The organism is Streptosporangium sp. NPDC020145 (assembly GCF_040631275.1).
Taxonomy (GTDB): domain Bacteria; phylum Actinomycetota; class Actinomycetes; order Streptosporangiales; family Streptosporangiaceae; genus Streptosporangium.
Genome location: NZ_JBEXZT010000008.1, coordinates 150061 through 165960 on the forward strand (window position 1 = coordinate 150061; position 15900 = coordinate 165960).

Annotated in this window: 17 protein-coding genes; 4 read left to right on the forward strand and 13 right to left on the reverse strand. The window is 71.3% G+C overall.

What is annotated here, in order from left to right; genetic code table 11:
- Positions 1-11 precede the first annotated feature (11 nt).
- The 5 genes from ABZ463_RS17465 to ABZ463_RS17485 form a co-directional block, all read right to left on the reverse strand.
- Entirely contained in the window at positions 12-611 is a 600-nt protein-coding gene (locus ABZ463_RS17465; RefSeq protein WP_352010157.1) for an XTP/dITP diphosphatase, read from the reverse strand.
- Positions 612-619: 8 nt separating this feature from the next.
- Positions 620-1336, reverse strand: a complete 717-nt coding sequence (rph, locus tag ABZ463_RS17470; protein WP_352009597.1) for a ribonuclease PH — start codon at positions 1334-1336, stop codon at positions 620-622.
- 20 nt (positions 1337-1356) lie between these two features.
- Positions 1357-2112 (reverse strand): MBL fold metallo-hydrolase, encoded by a 756-nt coding sequence (locus ABZ463_RS17475; RefSeq protein ID WP_352009598.1) that lies wholly within the window; start codon positions 2110-2112, stop codon positions 1357-1359.
- A gap of 58 nt (positions 2113-2170) precedes the next feature.
- Positions 2171-3028 (reverse strand): glutamate racemase, encoded by an 858-nt coding sequence (murI, locus tag ABZ463_RS17480; protein WP_352009599.1) that lies wholly within the window; start codon positions 3026-3028, stop codon positions 2171-2173.
- A 77-nt stretch (positions 3029-3105) separates the two neighbouring features.
- Positions 3106-3897 carry a thioesterase family protein gene (locus tag ABZ463_RS17485; protein WP_352009600.1) on the reverse strand — a complete coding sequence of 264 codons (792 nt, stop codon included), beginning with the start codon at positions 3895-3897 and terminating at the stop codon, positions 3106-3108.
- A 240-nt stretch (positions 3898-4137) separates the two neighbouring features.
- Between ABZ463_RS17485 and ABZ463_RS17490 the strand changes: the two genes are divergently transcribed.
- Both ABZ463_RS17490 and ABZ463_RS17495 read left to right on the forward strand, forming a co-directional pair.
- Positions 4138-5961, forward strand: a complete 1824-nt coding sequence (locus ABZ463_RS17490; RefSeq protein WP_362777038.1) for a DUF3352 domain-containing protein — start codon at positions 4138-4140, stop codon at positions 5959-5961.
- A gap of 151 nt (positions 5962-6112) precedes the next feature.
- On the forward strand, positions 6113-7048 hold the full coding sequence (locus ABZ463_RS17495) for a hypothetical protein (RefSeq protein WP_362777040.1): 936 nt from the start codon (positions 6113-6115) through the stop codon (positions 7046-7048).
- A 54-nt stretch (positions 7049-7102) separates the two neighbouring features.
- Here ABZ463_RS17495 and ABZ463_RS17500 read toward each other — a convergent pair whose 3' ends face one another.
- The 6 genes from ABZ463_RS17500 to clpS all read right to left on the reverse strand — a co-directional run bounded on the left by ABZ463_RS17500 (position 7103) and on the right by clpS (position 10051).
- Complete coding sequence (locus tag ABZ463_RS17500; protein WP_362777043.1) at positions 7103-8050, reverse strand: cysteine synthase; 948 nt, start codon at positions 8048-8050, stop codon at positions 7103-7105.
- Between the two features lie 83 nt (positions 8051-8133).
- A complete protein-coding gene (locus ABZ463_RS17505) occupies positions 8134-8412 on the reverse strand; it encodes a MoaD/ThiS family protein (RefSeq protein ID WP_352009604.1) in 279 nt (92 codons plus the stop codon).
- 106 nt (positions 8413-8518) lie between these two features.
- Positions 8519-8656, reverse strand: a complete 138-nt coding sequence (locus ABZ463_RS17510; RefSeq protein WP_352009605.1) for a hypothetical protein — start codon at positions 8654-8656, stop codon at positions 8519-8521.
- A gap of 61 nt (positions 8657-8717) precedes the next feature.
- Positions 8718-9134: a M67 family metallopeptidase gene (locus ABZ463_RS17515; RefSeq protein WP_352009606.1), complete on the reverse strand. Its 417-nt coding sequence runs from the start codon at positions 9132-9134 to the stop codon at positions 8718-8720.
- Positions 9135-9143: 9 nt separating this feature from the next.
- The gene (locus ABZ463_RS17520; protein WP_352009607.1) at positions 9144-9668 is read right to left on the reverse strand and encodes a DUF2017 domain-containing protein; all 525 of its coding nucleotides are present in this window, start codon (positions 9666-9668) and stop codon (positions 9144-9146) included.
- A 95-nt stretch (positions 9669-9763) separates the two neighbouring features.
- A complete protein-coding gene (gene clpS, locus ABZ463_RS17525; RefSeq protein WP_352009608.1) occupies positions 9764-10051 on the reverse strand; it encodes an ATP-dependent Clp protease adapter ClpS in 288 nt (95 codons plus the stop codon).
- Between the two features lie 52 nt (positions 10052-10103).
- On the opposite strand from clpS, the gene ABZ463_RS17530 reads away from it, so the two are divergent.
- Together ABZ463_RS17530 and ABZ463_RS17535 are read left to right on the forward strand one after the other, a co-directional pair.
- The gene (locus tag ABZ463_RS17530; protein ID WP_362777244.1) at positions 10104-11384 is read left to right on the forward strand and encodes a nicotinate phosphoribosyltransferase; all 1281 of its coding nucleotides are present in this window, start codon (positions 10104-10106) and stop codon (positions 11382-11384) included.
- A gap of 53 nt (positions 11385-11437) precedes the next feature.
- On the forward strand, positions 11438-12010 hold the full coding sequence (locus ABZ463_RS17535; RefSeq protein ID WP_352009609.1) for an isochorismatase family protein: 573 nt from the start codon (positions 11438-11440) through the stop codon (positions 12008-12010).
- Positions 12011-12464: 454 nt separating this feature from the next.
- On the opposite strand, the gene ABZ463_RS17540 is transcribed toward ABZ463_RS17535, so the two are convergent.
- Together ABZ463_RS17540 and ABZ463_RS17545 are read right to left on the reverse strand one after the other, a co-directional pair.
- On the reverse strand, positions 12465-14216 hold the full coding sequence (locus tag ABZ463_RS17540; protein WP_352009611.1) for a DEAD/DEAH box helicase: 1752 nt from the start codon (positions 14214-14216) through the stop codon (positions 12465-12467).
- A 255-nt stretch (positions 14217-14471) separates the two neighbouring features.
- Positions 14472-15827 carry a hypothetical protein gene (locus ABZ463_RS17545; protein WP_362777048.1) on the reverse strand — a complete coding sequence of 452 codons (1356 nt, stop codon included), beginning with the start codon at positions 15825-15827 and terminating at the stop codon, positions 14472-14474.
- Positions 15828-15900 lie beyond the last annotated feature (73 nt).

Genomic DNA, 15900 nt, shown 5'->3' on the forward strand with positions numbered 1-15900 from the left:
GGCGCGCGTCCTCAGCCGAGGAGCTCCGCGATGACGGGGGCCAGGGCGCGGAAGGCACGGCCCCGGTGGCTGATGGCGTTCTTCTCCTGGGCCGAGAGCTCGGCCGCCGTACGGCTCTCGCCCTCGGGCACGAAGATCGGGTCGTAGCCGAAGCCGTTGGCGCCGCGCGGGGCGTCGATGATCACCCCGTTCAGGGTGCCCTCGATGATGCGCTGCTCACCGGAGGGCAGCGCCAGAGCCGCCGCGCACGCGAAGTGGGCGCCCCGGTGCTCCTCCGGCACGTCGGACACCTGGGCGAGCAGCAGTTCCAGGTTCGCCCGGTCGTCGCCGTGCCTGCCCGCCCAGCGGGCGGAGAAGATGCCCGGCATGCCGTTCAGCGCGTCGACGCACAGGCCGGAGTCGTCGGCGATGGCGGGCAGGCCCGACTGCTCGGCGACGGCGCCCGCCTTCAGCAGGGCGTTCTCGGCGAAGGTCAGGCCGGTCTCCGCGACGTCACCGATCTCGGGGAACTCCTCAAGCCCGAGGATCTCGGCCGTGATCGAGGCGTCGGCCAGGATCCGGCGCAGCTCGGCGATCTTCCCGGCGTTCCTGGTCGCCAGGACCAGTTTGATCGAGGAGTTCACGCCAGCGCCTCGCGCTGCAGGCGGGTCAGCTCCACGCATCCGGCGGCGCCGAGGTCGAGCAGTTCGTCGAGGGCGGCCCTGTCGAACGGCTTGCCCTCGGCGGTGCCCTGGACCTCGACGAACTGGCCGCTTCCGGTCATCACCACGTTCATGTCGGTCTCGGCGGCGACGTCCTCGGTGTAGCAGAGGTCGAGCAGCGGCGTGGAGCCGACGACGCCGACCGAGACTGCGGCGACGGAGTCGATGAGGGGGTCGCCCGCGCACATCTTCCGCTCGCGCATCCACCGCACCGCGTCGGCGAGGGCCACGTAGGCGCCGGTGATCGCGGCCGTGCGGGTGCCGCCGTCGGCCTGGAGCACGTCGCAGTCGATCACGACGGAGTTCTCGCCGAGCACCTTGTAGTCGACGCAGGCCCGCAGGGAACGGCCGATGAGGCGGGAGATCTCGTGCGTCCTGCCGCCGATCCTGCCGCGCACCGACTCACGGTCGTTGCGGGTGTTGGTCGCCCTGGGCAGCATGGCGTACTCGGCGGTCACCCAACCCTGGCCGCTGCCCCTGCGCCAGCGGGGCACGTTGTCCTGCACGGAGGCGGCACACAGCACCCTGGTGCCGCCGAACTCGACGAGCACCGACCCCTCTGCGTGGGCGAGCCAGCCACGGGTGATGGTGACGGGGCGAAGCTGATCGGGAGAACGTCCATCTGCGCGAGCCATGGACCTCACCCTAGGGCCTTTCACGCCTCCAGGTCGTAGTGGGCACCGCTGCGGGCCAGTTCGATCCGGCCGGCGAACCCGCCCCGCGACGCCTCGTCGAGAACCCGTTCGGTGGCGTTCCAGGGGACCAGGTGGGTCAGCACCAGGGTGCCCGCGCCCGCCGCCGCCGCGTGTTCGGCGGCCTGGCGCCCGGTCAGGTGCAGGTCGGCGGGCAGGTCAGGGCCCTCGACGAAGGAGGCCTCGCACAGGAACACGTCCACCCCCGAGGCGAGTTTGACCAGTTCGGCCGACTCCCCGGTGTCCGCGGAGTAGGCCACGGAACGGCCGCCGTGGGAGACGCGGAAGCCGTAGGTCTCGACCGGGTGGTTCACCCTGGCGGCCGTCACCTCGAAGGGACCGACCCGGAAGACGCCGGGCGACAGCCGTACGAAGTCGAAGGCCGTCTCCAGGCCCGGCTCGGCGGGCATGCCGTAGGCGGCGGCCAGGCGGCGGGGCGCGTCCGCGGGGGCGTGGACCGGCACGCGGGGCAGCGGGCCGTGCGGGGAGTAGGTGCGCACCACGTGGTAGGAGCAGATGTCGAGGCAGTGGTCGGCGTGCAGGTGGGACAGGCAGATCGCGTCCACGTCGTAGAGGCCGATGTGCCGCTGGAGCGCGCCGAGTGAGCCGTTGCCGAAGTCCAGCAGCATGCGGAACCCCTCGGCCTCCAGCAGGTAGCAGGAGGCGGGGCTGTCAGGGCCCGGGAAACTCCCGGAGCATCCGATGATCGTCAGTTTCACGGCGGCCTCCTACTCGCTGTCTGTCACGTTACGTCGCGTGCCACCGGGGGCTCCCACCTCAGCGGGTCATCCGGTGGACCCGCTGGCCGTTTCCCCTGACGGGCCCGCCGTCCCCGGCGCCGTCACCGACCGTCGCGAGTTCGACCGCCTGGATCTCGGGGCCGAGGAAACGCTGGCCGAGCCTGGCGAACAGGTCGGTGTCCCCGGTGGTGGTGAACCTGTGCGCGGCGGGGCCGCCGGTCGCGGCCATGCCACGGTCGTGCAGGACGCGGTAGACGTCCTTGGCCGTCTCGTCCGCGCTGGAGACCAGCGTGACGCCGTTGCCCGCGACGTAGGAGATGGGGCCGGTGAGCAGCGGATAGTGGGTGCAGCCCAGGATCAAGGTGTCGCAGCCGTCGTGCAGCACGGGTTCGAGATACTCCCGGATGGCCTCGATGACCTCCTCGCTCGTCGTCTCCCCCCGTTCGACGAACTCCACCAGGCGGGGCGCGGCCACCCCGGTCAGCCTGACGTCCGGGGCGGCGGCGAAGGCGTCCTGGTAGGCCATCGACTCGATCGTGGCCCTGGTCCCGATCACCCCGACCCTGCCGTTCCTGGTCGCCTGTACGGCCCGGCGCGTCGCGGGCTGGATGACCTCGACGACCGGCACGTCGTAACGCTCGCGGGCGTCCCGCAGCACCGCCGCGCTCGCGCTGTTGCACGCGATCACCAGCATCTTGACGTCGTGCTCGACGAGGTGGTCCATCACCTCAAGGGCGTAGGCCCGCACCTGCGCGATGCTCTTCGGCCCGTACGGCTGGCGTGCGGTGTCCGCCACGTAGAGGAGTGACTCGCTCGGCAGCTGGTCGATGATCGCCCTGGCCACCGTCAGGCCGCCGACCCCGCTGTCGAAGATTCCAATGCTTGCTTGCGACACGGTTCCCAAGGTTAGGCGACCTGGGACGACCGCTCACGGTAAGAATCCTCACAACACGATCAATCATCGCGAAAAGATCAGCCGCGCCCCACCCTGGCGAGCTGCCGCGACTGGGCGACGAGACGTCCGGCCGAGTCCCAGACCTCGACCTCCTCGTCGAACCAGCCGTCACCGATCAGCCGTCCGCTGCCGAGCAGGGTGAGCCAGCCGGGGGCGGGCAGGGCGCGCAGGTGCCAGGTGAGGTCCACGGTCGGCGCCCAGCCGCGAGCGCCCGCGGAGAAGACCACCGGCGGCAGGCAGTCGACGGCCATCGCCAGCACGTAGGGATCGGGTTCCCTCCCCTCGGCCAGCCGGAAGTAGGCACGGGCCTCGGGACGCCCGGTGGGCCTGCCGTCGAGCCAGCCTGCGGTCGGCGGGTCGAAGGCCAGTTCCATCCGCTCGTTGAGCGTCATGCCCGAGCCGGGATCGGGGACGGGCGGCCTGAAGCACTCCTCGATGGGGGGCATGGTCGCCGAGGGACCGTCGCTCCAGTCGGGGGCGACGTCGTTCAGGGTGGCGGTCGTGACGAGGGTCTCGATCAGCGGGACGTCGTCCTGCAGGAGGGTCGCCCTGGTCATCGTGACGGTCCTGCCCGACTTGAGCGGTTCGAGCCGCACCCTGGCGGGGCCGGGCGGGGCGACGCGCAGGAACTGCGCGCTGGTGGTCACGGGGTGCTCGTGCGGGGAGGCGTCCACGACGGCGCGCAGCAGTACGGCCAGCAGGTAGCCCCCGTTGAGCGGTCCTCCGACGGCGTATCCGGGGTCCAGGTGCACGTCGTAGGTGGTCTCGTCCACCCGGACCGCCCGCGTCGCCTCATCGAACTTCGTCATCCACGCTCCCCGAACTATATTCTGGAAGGGTCACTCTATCGGGTTTGACCGGTATTCCTGGCTCCCCTTGGCATATGTCACCTTTTGGAAGAAGACGGGGTGTTTCCCGGGAAGATCAGCGATCTCCGGCGTGCGGGCGCGTTGGATGGAGCAATCGCGTGGTTAGTTCAATGCAAGCGGGTTGCTACCGATGTGCACTAACTTCTCGGTATCCGAGAGAAGTCCACATTGTGAGTGAGCATGTCTGCCAACAACCCCCCCGGCCAGCCGCCCTACCCGGGCCAGGAACCTGACAGGACGATCGCCTACCGGCCACAATCTCAGGGCTACCCCCAGGACGGCGGTTACCAGCAGCCCGGCTACGGCCAGCAGCACCAGGACCAGCAGGTCTACGGCCAGCAACAGGCGTACGGCCAGCAGCCCGGTTATGGCCAGCAGCCCGGCCACGGTCAGCAACCTGGCTACGGCCAGCAACCCGGCCACGGTCAGCAGGCGTACGGCCAGCAGGCGGGGTACGGCCAGCAGGCCCAGCCGGGTTATCCGCAGAACTACGGCCAGCAGCCCGGCTACGGCCAGCAGCCCACCTGGCAGCAGAACCCGGACTTCCTCGGCCCCGGGCAGCCGACCGCCCGGCCCGCCAAGAAGGGCAGGGGCTGGCTGATCGGGTTGATCGCCGCGCTGGTCGTCGCCCTCGTCGGCGGTGGCGGCGCCTTCGCGGTCAGCCTGCTGAGCGGCGGCGGCACCCAGCCCCACGACGTGCTGCCCGGTGACGCGATCGGCTACGTGCGCCTGGACCTCGACCCGGCCGCCAACCAGAAACTGGCGCTGTTCAGCATCGCCAGGAAGTTCGACGTCACCCGCTCCTCCTTCACCGGGGACGACCCGCGCAAGGCGCTGTTCGACCTGATCAAGGAGGACGGCGGCCTGGACAAGATCAACTACTCCACCGACGTCGAGCCCTGGCTCGGCAGCCGCATCGGCGTCGCCGTGCTCTCCCCGACCAAGGCGGGCGCGGAGCCGGGCGTGGTCGTGGCCGTGCAGGTCTCCGACCAGGACAAGGCGAAGGCCGGGCTCTCCAAGCTGATGGGCGGCGCGAAGTACGGCGTCGCCTTCCGCGAGGACTACGCGCTGCTCGCCCAGACCCAGGACCAGGCCGACCAGGCCGTCAGGGTCGCGCCGCTGTCCGACAACACCGCCTTCTCCGACGACCTGAACGCCCTGGGCGAGACCGGTGTCCTGTCCTTCTGGCTCCACGCCGGGAAGATCGCCGACTTCGCACCCGAGGTGGCCACCCGCAACCCCGAGGCGCTCGCGCAGGTCAAGAACCTCAGGGTCGCCGGCGCGCTGCGCTTCGACGGCGACTACGTCGAACTGGCCGGCGTCACCCGTGGCGCGCAGAACCTGGACATGGGCCAGCCCGAGACCTCCAGGATCAGCACGCTTCCCGCCTCGACCGCCGCCGCCCTGTCCATCTCCGGTCTCGGTGACGTCGTCGGCAAGCAGTGGGCCCAGATCCTGAAGTCCGCCGACCAGACGGGCGCCGGTCTTCAGCGGTTCGCCGACCAGGCCCAGCAGCAGTACGGCCTCGCCCTGCCCGCCGACCTGTCCACGCTGCTCGGCAAGAACCTGACCCTGGCCCTGGACTCCAGGGGCCTGGACGCCAACCAGCCGAAGTTCGGCGCCCGCGTCATCACCGACCCGGCCAAGGCCCAGGAGATCGTCGCCAAGATCGAGAAGGCCCTCGCCGACTCCGGCACCACGACCCCGCAACTGGCCAAGGCCCCCGGCGACGGCAGCTTCGTGCTGGCCAGCTCCCCCGAGTACGCCGCCGAACTGGCCAAGGACGGCGCCCTCGGCGACGACGAGGGCTTCAGGCTGGCGGTCCCCGACGCCGAGAAGGCGACCTTCGCCGCCTATGTCGACCTCGACAAGCTGGAGCACCTCTACCTGCAGAACCTCCAGGGCGAGGAGCGGGCCAGCCTTCAGGTCCTGAAGGCCGTGGGCATCAGCGGAACCCAGTCGGGCAGCGACTCGACCTTCTCCATGCGGCTGGTGTTCAACTGACCCTTCCCGAACCCACCGTCTGAGGGCGGGCGTCCCACCCGGGACGCCCGCCCTTTCGCGTTTCTCCCCGCCGTGGACCACGGCCCCGCACCCCTCGACGCGAACCCGCGAAGCCGGTGAACCGATCCCCCGTCTCCGACGTGTCATCGTCGTGAAGTCCCTGCCCGTGATCGTGATCGTCCTGGCCGTCGCCGGGTGCGCAACCGCCGTACTGGCCTCGCGGTCGGCCGCCGGGCCTCCTGCGGCCCCGCCGCCGTGCCCGCAGCGGTGGGGCGGCGAGGCCCCCGGCGGCTGGGTGCCCGGACCCTCCGGCGTCGCCGGGGCCGACGGGTCCCTCGTGCCCGGCGATCCGGTCTCGGCGCTGATCTGCGCCTACCCCGGGGACAACACCCACCCCGGCGGCACGCGGCTGGCCGGGTCCAGGTCCCTGACGGAAGGAGCCGTGGCGATGGCCCGCGACCTGGACTACCTTCCCGCCGCCGGGAAAACGCCCTTGGGGCCCTGCACGCTGATGGGCGGCCCGATGACCAACTACCTCGTCCGTTTCGTCTACGACGACGGGAAGGTCCTGTGGCTGGGCAGCGCCGAGGAGGTCAACTCCTGTGTGACGACCACCAACGGCGCCGTCGGCAGCCCCTCCTACATCGGGCCGGAGATCACCGCCGCCTACGAGAGCGGCACCTGGCGCCCCGTACGGCCCGCCGACCCCTGCCAGGGCCGGCCGACCGGCCGCAGGGGACAGAACGAACAGATGGTGCCCGAGGGAGCCGTCTCGGTCCTGGCCTGCGGACGGCCCCACAGGCCGGACGCTCCCCCCGTACGGCGGGAGCACGACGCCGAGACCGCCGAGGCCCTGGCCAGGGCCCTGAACTCCCTTGGGACCCGGCCCGGCGACAACACCTGCCACCGGATCCCGGGCCTGCGCGGGCGGCCCTTCCAGCTGCGCTTCCGCTATCCGGACGGCCCCGCCGCGATCGTCGACGTCATGCCGGACTGCGCCCCCATGGTGAACAACGGCCTGCTCCAGGCGGACGCCGACGACACCGTCCGCGAGCTCACAAAGGCGGCCTCGCCCTACGCCCGCTAGGGACCCCCATCCCGGAAGGCCTTCTCACGGCCTCCCGGGGGCCACGGGGAGAAATCAGGCCCAGAGCTGGCCTTCGAGGCGTTCCTCGGCCTCGTCCAGGGTGCCCTCGTAGGCGCCGGTCGACAGGTACTTCCAGCCGCCGTCGGCCACCACGAACACGATGTCGGCGCGCTCGCCCTCCTTGAGGGCCTTGGCCGCCATGCCGAGCGCCCCGTGCAGGGCGGCACCGGTCGAGACACCCGCGAAGATGCCCTCGGTGGACAGCAGCTCCCTGGTCCGCCGCAGCGCGTCTCCCGAGGAGACGGAGAAACGGGTGGTCAGGACGTCGGGGTCGTAGAGCTCGGGGATGAAGCCCTCGTCCACGTTGCGCAGGCCGTACACCAGCTCGCCGTAGCGCGGCTCGGCGGCCACGATCCGCACGCCGGGGACGCGCTCACGCAGGAAGCGGCCGACGCCCATCAGGGTGCCGGTCGTGCCCAGGCCCGCGACGAAGTGGGTGACGGACGGCAGGTCCTCCATGATCTCCGGCCCCGTCGTCTCGTAGTGCGAACGCCAGTTGGCCGGGTTTCCGTACTGGTAGAGCATCACCCAGTCGGGGTTCTCCGCCGCCATGCCCTTGGCGACCCGTACGGCCTCGTTCGAGCCACCGGCCGCCGGGGAGGAGACGATCTCCGCTCCCCACATCCGCAGCAGCTGACGGCGCTCCTCCGAGGTGTTCTCCGGCATCACGCAGATCAGCCGGTAGCCCTTGAGCCGGGCGGACATCGCCAGTGAGATGCCCGTGTTGCCGCTGGTGGGTTCGAGGATCGTGCAGCCGGGCCGCAGCAGCCCGTCCTTCTCGGCCTGCTCGATCATCCACAGCGCCGGGCGGTCCTTGATCGAGCCCGTCGGGTTGCGGTCTTCGAGCTTGGCCCAGATCCGCACGTCCTGTGAGGGGGAGAGTCGGGGCAGGCCGACCAGGGGGGTACGACCTACCGAGTCGATCAGTGAGTCAAAGCGCATGGTGTAGGGCTTCCGCCTCGTGTTAACAAACCAGAAACATCGGCGTGGGCCACCACCGAACCGGTGGTGGCCCATATGTCTCGCTAGCGGGAGCCGCCGGCCACGGCCGGAAGGACGGTGACCGTGTCGCCGTCGGCGACGGGGGTCTCCAGGCCGCCCAGGAAGCGGACGTCCTCGTCGTTGAGGTAGACGTTCACGAAACGGCGCAGCGCGCCCTTGTCGACCAGACGGTCCTTCAGCCCGGGGTGCCGGGAGTCCAGGTCGCCGATCAGCTCCTCCAGCGTCGCGCCCTTGGCGTCGACAGCCTTGGCACCCTCGGTGAAGGTGCGCAGGATGGTGGGAATGCGAACCTCGATGGCCATCGCGGGTCAGTCTCCTTGTGTCGTCGTGCTGTCGTCGGGGAGGCGTCCACCGGTTCGGAACACCGGTGGGCACGGGGGGATTCCGGAGTGAGGTCCGGAGCTGTCATCAGCGACAGTCGTAGACGACGACGGAGGGGGTGTGCGCGAACAGGAAGTTCTGCACGGGCGCGAGGCCCGCGTTCCCGGCCCACGCATCGGGACGTGAGAGCACGACGTCCTCCTGGCTCGGGTCGGCGGTCATCATGACCGCCAGTCTACCCAACGGGTTTTCCTCCCCCATTGCCGTGTCACCCCCGAGACGGCCGTCACGCTGGGACGATCTTGACCTCTTCCTCGGTCACCACGCCGTCGAGGATGCGGTAGGACCGGAACTCGACCTCCTCGCCCAGTTCCTCGCGGGTGGAGACCAGCACGTAGTGGGCGTTGGGCTCCGAGGCGTAGCTGATGTCGGTGCGTGAGGGGTAGGCCTCCGTCGAGGTGTGGGAGTGGTAGATGACCACCGGCTCCTCGTCGAGGTCGTCCATCTCGCGCCAGACGCGCAGCTGCTCCAGCGAGTCGAAGCGGTAGAAGGTCGGCGACCGTTCGGCGTTGACCATCGCGACGAACCGCTGCGGGGAGTCGGAGCCGATCGGTCCGGCGATCACGCCGCAGGCCTCGTCCGGGTGGTCGGCCCGTGCGTGCGCGATGATCCTGTCAACCAGTTCCCGGGAGATGGTGAGCATGCCTGGAAGTTACCAAAGGGCGTGAACCAGGGTCTCCTGGAGGTAGGTCAGCCAGTCGTACAGGACGAGGACCGGATAGCGGGGGTCGTCCTCGCTCATCCCGGCCAGCTCGTTGTGGGCCTCCTCGGTCACCTCAAGCCGGGTGCCGAGGACCAGCCGGACGTCGTTCAGGGCGCGCATCCAGGCCCGCGCCTGCTCCAGGGTGAGCTCGGCGTGACCGGTCTCCAGGCCGTCGAGCATGGTCTGCGCGTCGGCCCGCTTGCCCTCGCGCAGGGTGGTCTCGGTGTAGCGGCGGAAGTCGGCCGACTGTTCGGCGTCCTCGTAGGCGGAGGGGAAGAGCCTGGCGAGCACCGGGTCGTCGGGCTTCTCCGCGGGCCCGATGCCCAGCGCGCGCTCCAGCGGGTCGTCCCCCGTCTCACCCGGTTCGACCAGGTCCAGCGTGTGGGAGGCCAGCGATCTCAGGATGGAGACCTCGGCGTCGTCGAAGTTCGTGACGACGCCGCCCTCACGGCCACGGCTGAATCCCGAACTCACCGTTCGCTCACCACTTTCGTTCGTCCGCACGCCTCACACGCCGCGGCGCCCTCTGATGTCACCCTGATGTCACCGCCGCGTCGGGCGGGCCGCACTCACGAGTCCTGCTGCAGCGTGGCCCACAGCCCGTAGGAGTGCATGATCTGCACGTCGCGCTCCATCTCCTCGCGCGTGCCGCTCGACACCACGGCCCTGCCCTTGTGATGCACGTCCAGCATCAGTTTCTCCGCCTTCTCCTTCGAGTATCCGAAGACGGATTGGAAGACATAGGTGACATAGGACATCAGGTTGACCGGGTCGTTCCAGACGATCGTCAACCACGGCCGATCGGGCCGCACGTCGATCGACGGACGCTCGACCTCCATTGGAGCAGTGCTACCCACGTACCCCAGTCTGCCCTACCTCGGGCTTAGTCTTCGACTCGTGAGTACGAGCATGAGCAGCGCGCTGCTGACCGACCACTACGAGCTGACGATGCTGCAGGCGGCGTTGCGCGACGGGGTCGCCTTCCGGCGGGCGACGTTCGAGGTGTTCGCCAGGCATCTGCCCGAGGGACGGCGCTACGGGGTGGTGGCGGGCACCGGGCGCCTGGTCGACGCGCTGCGCGACTTCCGGTTCGGCGAGCGTGAACTGGCCTTCCTGCGGGAGAACCGGGTGGTCGACGAGCCCACGCTGGAGTTCCTGTCCGGCTACCGCTTCTCCGGCGACGTGTACGGCTACCGCGAGGGAGACTGCTACTTCCCCGGCTCCCCCATCCTGACCGTCGAGGGCACCTTCGCCGAGGCCGTGCTGCTGGAGACCGTGGTCCTGTCCATCCTCAACCACGACTGCGCCATCGCGGCCGCGGCCTCCCGCATGGTCCACGCCGCCGGGCCGAGGCCGATCATCGAGATGGGTTCGCGGCGCACCCACGAGATGGCCGCCGTGGCCGCCGCGCGGACCGCCTACCTGTGCGGGTTCGCCTCCTCCTCCAACCTGATGGCGGGCCACCTGTACGGTGTGCCGACCGCCGGGACGGCCGCCCACGCCTTCACGTTGCTCCACGACTCGGAGAAGGCGGCCTTCCGGGCCCAGATCGACTCCCTCGGCGCCGGGACCACGCTGCTGGTCGACACCTACGACGTGGCGGAGGCCGTACGGACCGGCGTCGAGCTCGCGGGACCCGACCTGGGGGCGGTCAGGCTCGACTCCGGTGACCTGGCCGAGGTCGCCTACGCGGTCCGCGCCCAGCTCGACGAGCTGGGCGCCCACAAGACCCGGATCATCGTCACCAGTGACCTGGACGAGTACACCATCGCCGCGCTCGCCGCCGCCCCCGTCGACGGCTACGGCGTCGGCACCTCGCTGGTCACCGGTTCCGGGGCGCCGACCGCGGCGCTGGTCTACAAGCTCGTCGCCAGGCAGGACGAGGAGGGGGTGATGCGCCCGGTGGCCAAGCGGTCGGTGGGCAAGCCGAGCCGGGGCGGTCGCAAGCACGCCTTCAGAAGGCTGGACGAGTCGGGTACGGCCGACGCCGAGCTGGTCACCGTCTCCGGCGAGCGGCCCGCCGGCAGCCGCCCGCTCCAGGTGGAGCTGGTGCGCGGCGGGGAGATCGTGGGCGCCGAGCCGCTGGAGGCCGCCCGTGAGCGGCACCGGCTGGCCGTCGCCGAACTGCCCGCCACGGCCCGTCAGCTGGCCAGGGGCTACGAGGCCGTCCCCACCGTCTTCGACGAGTGAGGACGGGTGAACCCGGCTGCCGGACACGGCCTCGGACGTGTTTGACTGACCCCATGGCAACAGCGCTGATCGTCGTCGACGTCCAGAACGACTTCTGCGAGGGGGGCAGTCTCGCGGTCGGCGGTGGCGCCGAGGTCGCCGCCGCCATCTCCAGGCACGCCGCCTCGCACGGCTACGACCACGTCGTGGCCACCCGTGACTTCCACGTCGATCCCGGCGACCACTTCTCCGCCTCCCCCGACTACGTGGACTCCTGGCCCGCCCACTGCGTGGCCGGGAGCCACGGCGCGCTGTTCCACCCCGCCTTCGACACCGCCGGGGTCGAGGAGGTCTTCAGCAAGGGCGCCGACGCCGCCGCCTACAGCGGTTTCGAGGGCAGCGCCCCGGACGGCACGAGCCTGGCCGAGTGGCTGGCGGCCCGCCGGGTGGACACGGTCGACGTCGTGGGCATCGCCACCGACCACTGTGTGCGCGCCACCGCCCTGGACGCGGTCCGCGAGGGGCTGGCCGTACGGGTGCTGCTCGACCTGACGGCGGGGGTCGCCAGGGGGACGACCGAGGCGGCCCTCGACCAGCTCAGGGCCGCGGGGGCCGTTCTCACCGGCGAGCCGGTGCTCCGTTCCTGACCGGCCTCCCGTATGCGGCCACAGGCGGGTCATCAAAGGTCAAAGGCCGCCGCCGCCCGGCACGGCAGGAGCTAGTTACGGAGAGTCGTATCCCATGACCTCCGGTGGTGATCCCACATGCTCCTGCTCGGCATCTCGTGGCTGGTCCTGGCTCCGCTCGGCCTGTGGCTGGTGATGCGGGGCCGCGGCTCGGCCCGGGTCGGAGGCGCTTTCGCGCTGGTCGGCCTTGAGGCGACCACGTTCTGGATCAGCGGTCCCACGCTGACCAGGCCGACGATCCCGCTCGAACAGCCCGCTGCCGTCTCCTCGGCCACACCCCGCCCCTCGGCGTCCCCGACGCCCACGGAGGCGTCCCCTGAGCCTGCGCGGCCCGCACGGAAAACGGCACGGGAGACATCAAAGGAGACGTCACGGAAAGTGCCGCGGAGGGCGTCCGGGCCCTGCCGGGCGCCGGTCAGCGCGAGCGCTGGACGGCCCACTGGCGGATCTTGTCGATCCGTTCTTGGACCTGTTCGGCGGTCGCCTGGGCGATAGCCGGGCCGCCGCAGGCCCGGCGCAGCTCGGCGTGGATGACGCCGTGGGGCTGGCCGGTGCGGTGGTTCCAGGCCCCGACCAGGGTGTTGAGCTCGCGGCGCAGGTTGGCGATGAGCTCGTGCGGGGCGACCTGCGTCTCCTTGGGCTCGGGGGCGGCGCGCTTGGCCTTCAGCTGGTCGGACTGCCGTTTGCTCAGCAGCGTGCGCACCTGGTCGGGCTCCAGCAGGCCGGGCAGTCCGATGAAGTCCTCCTCCTCGGGGGAGCCCGGCTCCGCGCCGGTGCCGAACTCGCCTCCGTCGAACAGGACCCGGTCGAAGGTGGCGACCGCCTCAAGCGTCTCGAAGGGCAGCTCGTCACCGACGACGTCGGGGTTGTCCTTCTTGCGCTGGGCGTCGTCGAGCAGGAAGTCGTCCAGGCCGTCCTCCGGCGGCTTGCGGTCGAGCACGTGGTCGCGCTCGGCCTCCATCTCCCCGGCCAGGCCCATCAGGGTCGGCACCGAGGGCAGGAAGACCGAGGCCGTCTCCCCGCGCTTGCGCGCCCGCACGAAACGGCCGACGGCCTGGGCGAAGAACAGCGGGGTCGAGGTGCTCGTGGCGTAGACCCCGACCGCCAGGCGCGGGATGTCGACGCCTTCGGAGACCATCCGGACCGCGACCAGCCAGCGGTCCTGTGAGGCCGAGAACTGCTTGATCTTCTTGGACGCGTCGGGGTCGTCGGAGAGCACGACCGTGGCGCCCTCCCCGGTGATCGTGCGGATGTGCCTGGCGTAGGCGCGGGCCGTCTCGTGGTCGGTGGCGATGACCAGGCCTCCGGCGTCGGGGACGCCTCTGCGCACCTCGGTCAGCCGCCGGTCGGCGGCGTGCAGCACCTGCCGGATCCAGTCGCCCTTGGGGTCGAGGGCGGCCTTCCAGGCCTGGCCGAGCTGGTCCTTGGTGAGCGGCGTGCCCAGCGTCGCGGCGATCTCGTCGCCCGCGCGGGTCCGCCAGCGCATCTCCCCCGCGTAGGCAAGGAAGATCACCGGCCGGACGACGCCGTCGGCCAGGGCCGGCCCGTAGCCGTATGAGTAGTCGGAGACGCTGCGCCGTACGCCCTCGCCGTCCTCGGCGTAGGTGACGAACGGGATCGGGTTGACGTCGGACCTGAACGGCGTGCCCGTCAGGGCCAGGCGCCGGGTCGCGGGCTCGAACGCCTCGCGCACCCCGTCGCCCCAGGACTTCGCGTCACCCGCGTGGTGGATCTCGTCGAAGATGACCAGGGTCTTGCGCGCCTCGGTCCTGGCGCGGTGCAGCGCCGGGTGCATCGAGATCTGGGCGTAGGTGACGGCGACCCCGACGTAGTCGCGTGAGGTCGCGCCCTGGCTGTTCTTGAACTCCGGGTCGATGGCGATGCCGACCCTGGAGGCGGCGTCGGCCCACTGTTGCTTGAGATGCTCGGTGGGTGTGACGATCGTCACAGCCCGGATGAGCCCGCGCGACAGCAGCTCACTGGCGATGCGCAGCGCGAAGGTCGTCTTGCCCGCGCCGGGCGTGGCGACCGCGAGGAAGTCGCGCGGCTCACGCCTGAGGTACAGGTCAAGCGCCTCCTGCTGCCACGCGCGCAGCTTCGGCGCGGTGCCCCAGGCGGCACGGTCCGGAAACGAGGGGGACAGGTGGGAGGCGGCGAAGGTGCTCACAGTGTCATCAGAGTAATCGCCGCAACCGTCAGGCGTGCCGATCGGGCGAGATCCTCGCCGATAACGCCCCCGCGTGCTAGGGCCCCTCCCATCCGGGTACGGCCCGCCCCACGGCCGCCGCCCGCCGCCCGCCACCAGGCCCTCACCGGCGCCGACGCCCGCTCCCCCACCCGCCGTCACGCCCTGACGCCTCCCCTGGGACCCCCGGGGGAACACCCGAGGCCCGTGGGGGGCCCTTGCGGGCCGGAGTAGGGGCTAACGGAGCCCGGAGATCACCTTGTCGATCGCACCGCGCAGGGCGGGATCGTCGGGCTGGGCGACACCGACCACGACGACCGGTTCGCCGCCCTTCCCGGTGAGCAGGACCAGCCTGAGGTAGGCGGGCCGGTTGACGACGTCGTGGTACTCCGCGCGCAGGGAACGGCTCCGTCCGGTCCGCCCGTTCACGGTGACCGCCCGGTCGTCGACGACCTTGACCTCGTCGCCGTGGAGCAGCAGCCTGCCGTACAGGTCGGCCAGACCGGCCGCGGTCTTGGCGGGGTCGTCTCCCGGCTCGGCGGGCCCGGTCATGACCGTCACCGCGCCGTCGCCGCCCGCGATGGAGGTGAACCCGGTGACCGGCGGCACCGCGCCGACCCGCCAGCCCGCGGGCAACGGGTACGTCACACCCGTGACGGGGTCGCTCACCACGGCGGGCCTGGTGGCGGCCTGGGCGTCCGAGGGGGCCTGCCACAGCAGCAGCGGGGGGAGCAGCACGGCGACGGCGAAGCCGACCGCGAGACCGGCCGCCGCCGCCACCGTCCCGAGGAGCAGGCGCCGCAGCCGCCCCGCCCTGCTGGGGGGAGGCGCCACGGGTGAGCCGTACCAGCGGGCCGAGGGCGGCAGCTCGTCCTGGGGGGAGTCGTCGTCGTTGAGCGGCCAGGGCCGGTGGGTCTCCCACACCGACTCCTCCGGCCAGATCCCCTCCCCCTCCCGCCGTGCCCTGCCCAGGCGCCGGGCACGTCCACGCCTCCAGAACGCCCAGGGCCCGGCGGTCCGCCCCCGGAACTCCTCCGAGGTCCATCCCCGCAGGTCTCCGTCGTCGGTCTCCTCGGACACCCAGCCGCCACGTCCGCCGTCGACCGGCACGAGCACCGGCGTGGGCACCGTCTCGCTGTCCGCCGTCTCCGGGGTCTCGGCCGGTCTCGGCGCCTCTGGGGGCTCCGCCTCGTCCCGGTCCCAGAGCGAGGCCCGGTGCTGGGCGGGACGCGGACGCCTGTCCGGTGGCCATGTCCCCGGCGTCCCCGGCGTCCTCGGCGCCCCCGGCGCCCCGGACTCCCCCGGCGTTCCGCCCGTCTCCGCCACCGGTGACCACACCAGGTGGCCCTCGTCCCGGCCGTCGCGTGCCTCCTGTGAGACGTCGGGCTCGTGCGGCTCGGCGGGGGGCTCAAAGGTGGGGGCGGCGTGAGCCCGGGTCTCCTGGGCCGCGTAGGGAGCGCTTCCACGACGCGTGCGACGCGGCGTGTCCTGTGGCACGCGGGACGCGCCGGAGGCGTCCTTCCCCTCGGGGCGCTCCGGCGGCCACGCCTGGCGAGGTCGTTCGTCCACGACGTCTGCCTTCCCGGTGGTCACGGTTCTACCGTCCTACCATGCCCGTCCTTACCCGGTCCGGCTATAGATGATCGTCGTCAGCGGGAAAACGACC